This window comes from Streptomyces sp. CO7, assembly GCF_053474865.1.
The window spans coordinates 915,457-919,107 of record NZ_JBRIOU010000004.1 but is presented as its reverse complement, the minus strand read 5'-3'; the positions used below and the strand labels follow the sequence as shown (position 1 = coordinate 919,107).

General features: G+C 73.2%; 2 protein-coding genes. Both read left to right on the top strand.

Annotation, left to right across the window (positions count from 1 at the left end; genetic code table 11):
* Positions 1-1,528 (top strand): serine/threonine-protein kinase (locus ACOV8S_RS16935; protein ID WP_448318632.1); only part of this gene is annotated, 1,528 nt, incomplete at its 5' end.
* 193 nt (positions 1,529-1,721) lie between these two features.
* Entirely contained in the window at positions 1,722-3,356 is a 1,635-nt protein-coding gene (locus ACOV8S_RS16930) for a succinic semialdehyde dehydrogenase (RefSeq protein WP_448318631.1), read from the top strand.
* Positions 3,357-3,651 lie beyond the last annotated feature (295 nt).

Here is a 3,651-nt window from a genome sequence, read left to right as displayed (position 1 = left end):
CCATCCGCAGACGCCCGCCCAGGCGGTGCCGCAGCAGTCCGGCGCGCAGGACCCCGGAGCGGGCCGGCTGATCGCCGGCCGGTACCGGCTGCTCTCCCGCCTCGGCCACGGCGGCATGGGCACCGTCTGGCGGGCCGCGGACGAGACGGTGGGCCGCGAGGTCGCGGTCAAGGAACCCCGCGTCCCGGACCACCTCCCCGCCGCCGAGCAGGAGAACCTGTACACCCGGATGCGGCGGGAGGCCACCACCGCCGCCCGCACCGACCACCCCGCCGTGGTCAACGTCCACGACGTGGCGCTGGTCGACGGCCGGCCCTGGATCGTGATGGAGCTGGTGCGCGGCCGCTCCCTGGGCGACGTCCTGCGGGAGGGCACGCTCGGCGCCACCGAGGCGGCCCGGATCGGTCTCGAGGTGCTGGGCGCGCTGGAGGCCGTGCACACGGCGCGGATCCTGCACCGGGACGTCAAGCCGGAGAACGTGCTGCTCGGCAACCACGACCGGGTCGTGCTCACCGACTTCGGCATCGCCCAGGCCGAGGGCGACACCAGCCTCACCGACACCGGCGCCTTCGTCGGCTCCCCCGAGTACGTCGCCCCCGAGCGGGTGCTGGGGCAGCGCCCCGGGGAGGCATCCGACCTGTGGTCGCTGGGCGTGGTGCTCTACGCGGCGACCCAGGGCGTCTCGCCGTTCCGCCGCAGCAACGTCCCGGCCACCCTGCAGGCCGTCCTCAACGCGGAGCCGCCCCTGCCCACCGGCGTCCCCGGCCCGCTCGCCGAGGTGATCACCGGGTTGCTGCGCAAGGACCCCGCGCACCGGCTCGACCACGCGGGAGCGCGCCGCCTGCTGGAGGCCGCGCTGCGTCCCCCGGCGCCGCCCGCCCCGCCGCGTCCCGCGTCGCCGCGCGCCGGCGGCGTGTGGGTGCCGCGCAAGGTGCTGTTCGGCGCGGTGGCCGCCGTGGTGGCCGCGGCGCTGGCGACCTGGCTGGTGCTCGCCGATCCCTTCGGCGGGTCCCTGCCGGACGACTGGAAGCCGCGCCCCCAGCAGGCTCTCGGCCTCACCCTCAGCGTCCCCGCCTCCTACCAGGTCACCCGGCCCGAGGAGGACGACGACGAGGAGTGGGTGAGCTACACCGACCCCAGCGGCGTCATCTGGGTGAAGGCCGAGCGGTACTCGCGCGAGAACACCCTGCAGGACGTCGCCGCCAGTCCGCAGGCGCAGATGTACGCCGAGAACGAGCAGTTCCAGAAGTCCGGGGAGTCCGAGTTCCAGATGCCCGAGAAGCCGGAGACCCGGCTCTCGCCCAACGCGAAGCACCAGGACCGCCCGGCCGCCGAGAACACCGTCAGCTTCAAGAGCACCGACTACGGCGACCCGCGCCCGACCGAACTGCGGATCTTCTACTACGAGAACAAGGACAAGCAGATGTACCGGGTCGTGATCCGCTACCCGGGCAGGGGCGACGTCACCCCGCGGGGCAAGGAAGTGGCACAGCAGGTGATCGACACCCTGGAGTTCGACCCGGCCTGACGAGCCCGGCGGCGACCCCGGGCGGGCCGGACGCCCGGAGAGGGCCGGAAAAGAGTTCCGCGGACGCGTCTCCCGTCACACAACCCCTGATCAGCGCTTTTGTGCCAGCGATCACTGGCACAATGTGATCACGACGTGAAGGGGGGTTACCGATGGGTACCCAAAGTGTTTCGGCCGTCATACCCTGCGCCTCATGACGGACACGCAGGCCGCACAGGCACGGGAGACAGACCACAACGGCGTCGGCGCCAATCCGGTGGCCACCGCCCCGTCCGGCGCGCGTGCCGTCGGGGAGGCGGTCACACCGGAGCTGGTGGCCCGGCTGACCAAGGGCGTGGCCGGCTCCGGCCGGACGTACAACCACAGCCCGTTCACCGGTGAACGGCTCGCCGAGCTGCCGGAATCCTCCGTGGCGGAGGTCGAGGAGGCGTTCGCGCGGGCCCGCGTGGCCCAGAAGGCATGGGCCGCCGTCCCCGTACGGCGCCGCGCCGCCGTCCTGCTGCGCTTCCACGACCTCGTGCTGCAGCGGCAGAGCGAGATCCTCGACATCGTCCAGGCGGAGACCGGCAAGGCCCGCCTGCACGCCCACGAGGAGCTGCAGGCCGTCGCCATGGCCGCCCGCCACTACGGACGCAAGGCGCCCGCCTACCTGGCCCCCAAGGGGCACCTGGGCGCGGTGCCGCTGCTCACCAAGGTCGAGGAGCTGCGCCACCCGCGCGGCGTGATCGGCCAGATCGCCCCGTGGAACTACCCGCTGGAGCTGTCCGTCGGCGACGCGCTGCCCGCGTTCGCGGCGGGCAACGCCGTGGTGATGAAGCCGGACACCGAGACCGCGCTGACCGCCCTGTGGGCGCGCGAGGTGCTGATCGAGGCGGGGCTGCCCGCCGACGTCTGGCAGGTCGTCCTCGGCGAGGGCCCGGTGGTCGGACCCGAGGTGGTGCGGCACGCCGACTACGTCTCGTTCACCGGCTCCACGCGTACCGGCCGCGAGGTCGCCGAACGTGCCGCCGCCCGCCTGGTCGGCGTCTCGCTGGAGCTCGGCGGCAAGAACGCCATGGTGGTCCTGGAGGACGCCGACCTGGACAAGGCCGCCGAGGGCGCCGTACGCGCCTGCTTCTCGACCGCCGGCCAGCTCTGCATCTCCATCGAGCGGCTCTTCGTCCACGAGGCGGTGGCCGACGCCTTCCTCGAACGGTTCGTCGCCCGCACCCGGGCGGTGCGGCTGGGCAACTTCATCGGCTACGGCGCCGACATGGGCTGCCTCGTCAGCGAACGCCAGCTGGAGACCGTCGCCCGGCACGTCGAGGACGCGGTCGCCAAGGGCGCCCGGGTACTCACGGGCGGCGTCGCCCGGCCGGACGTCGGCCCCTACTTCTACGAGCCGACCGTCCTGGACGGCGTCGAGGCCCCCATGGCGGTCTGCTCCGAGGAGACCTTCGGCCCGGTCGTCTCCGTCTACCGCTTCAGCGACGCCGACGAGGCCGTCGAGCGGGTCAACGGCACCGAGTACGGGCTCAACTCCTCGGTCTGGTCCAAGGACACCCGGCGCGCACGGCGCATCGCGGCCCGGCTGCAGACCGGCACCGTCAACATCAACGAGGGCTTCGCGCCGGCCTACGGAAGCGCCCGGTCGCCGATGGGCGGCATGAAGGACTCGGGCCTCGGCCGCCGCCACGGCTCCGAGGGCATCCTCAAGTACACCGAGGCGCAGACCGTCGCCGTGCAGCGGGTGATGCCGCTGGCGCCGTCGTTCGGCCTGAGCGACGAGCAGTACGCGAACGTGCTCACCGTCGGCCTGAAGCTGATGAAGGCCTTCCGCTTCCGCTGACCCGCGCACCGGGCGGGGCCGCGTCCCCGGACCACCGGCCCCGCCCGTCGCCCGTCGCCTGCTCGCACCGGGCGGCCACCGTCCGCCCCAGCGGTCCGCCCCGGCAGTCCAGCGCAGCCGTAGCCATCGCAGCCGTACCCATCGCCCGCCCGGTTCGTGATCGTCCCGGTTCGTGACCGTCCCGGTTATTGACCGTTCCCGGTCAACCGTTCTCAGTGAGGAGCGCGCACGTGTCGCAGGAGAACGCTTCGCAGGAGAAGACCGCCGGCCTTCCCGCCACCCCCGAGGCCCGGCC

Bases quoted from the DNA above. Each gene is read 5' to 3' on its own strand.
- ACOV8S_RS16930 (WP_448318631.1), top strand. From the start codon at position 1,722: ATGACGGACACGCAGGCCGCACAGGCACGGGAGACAGACCACAACGGC.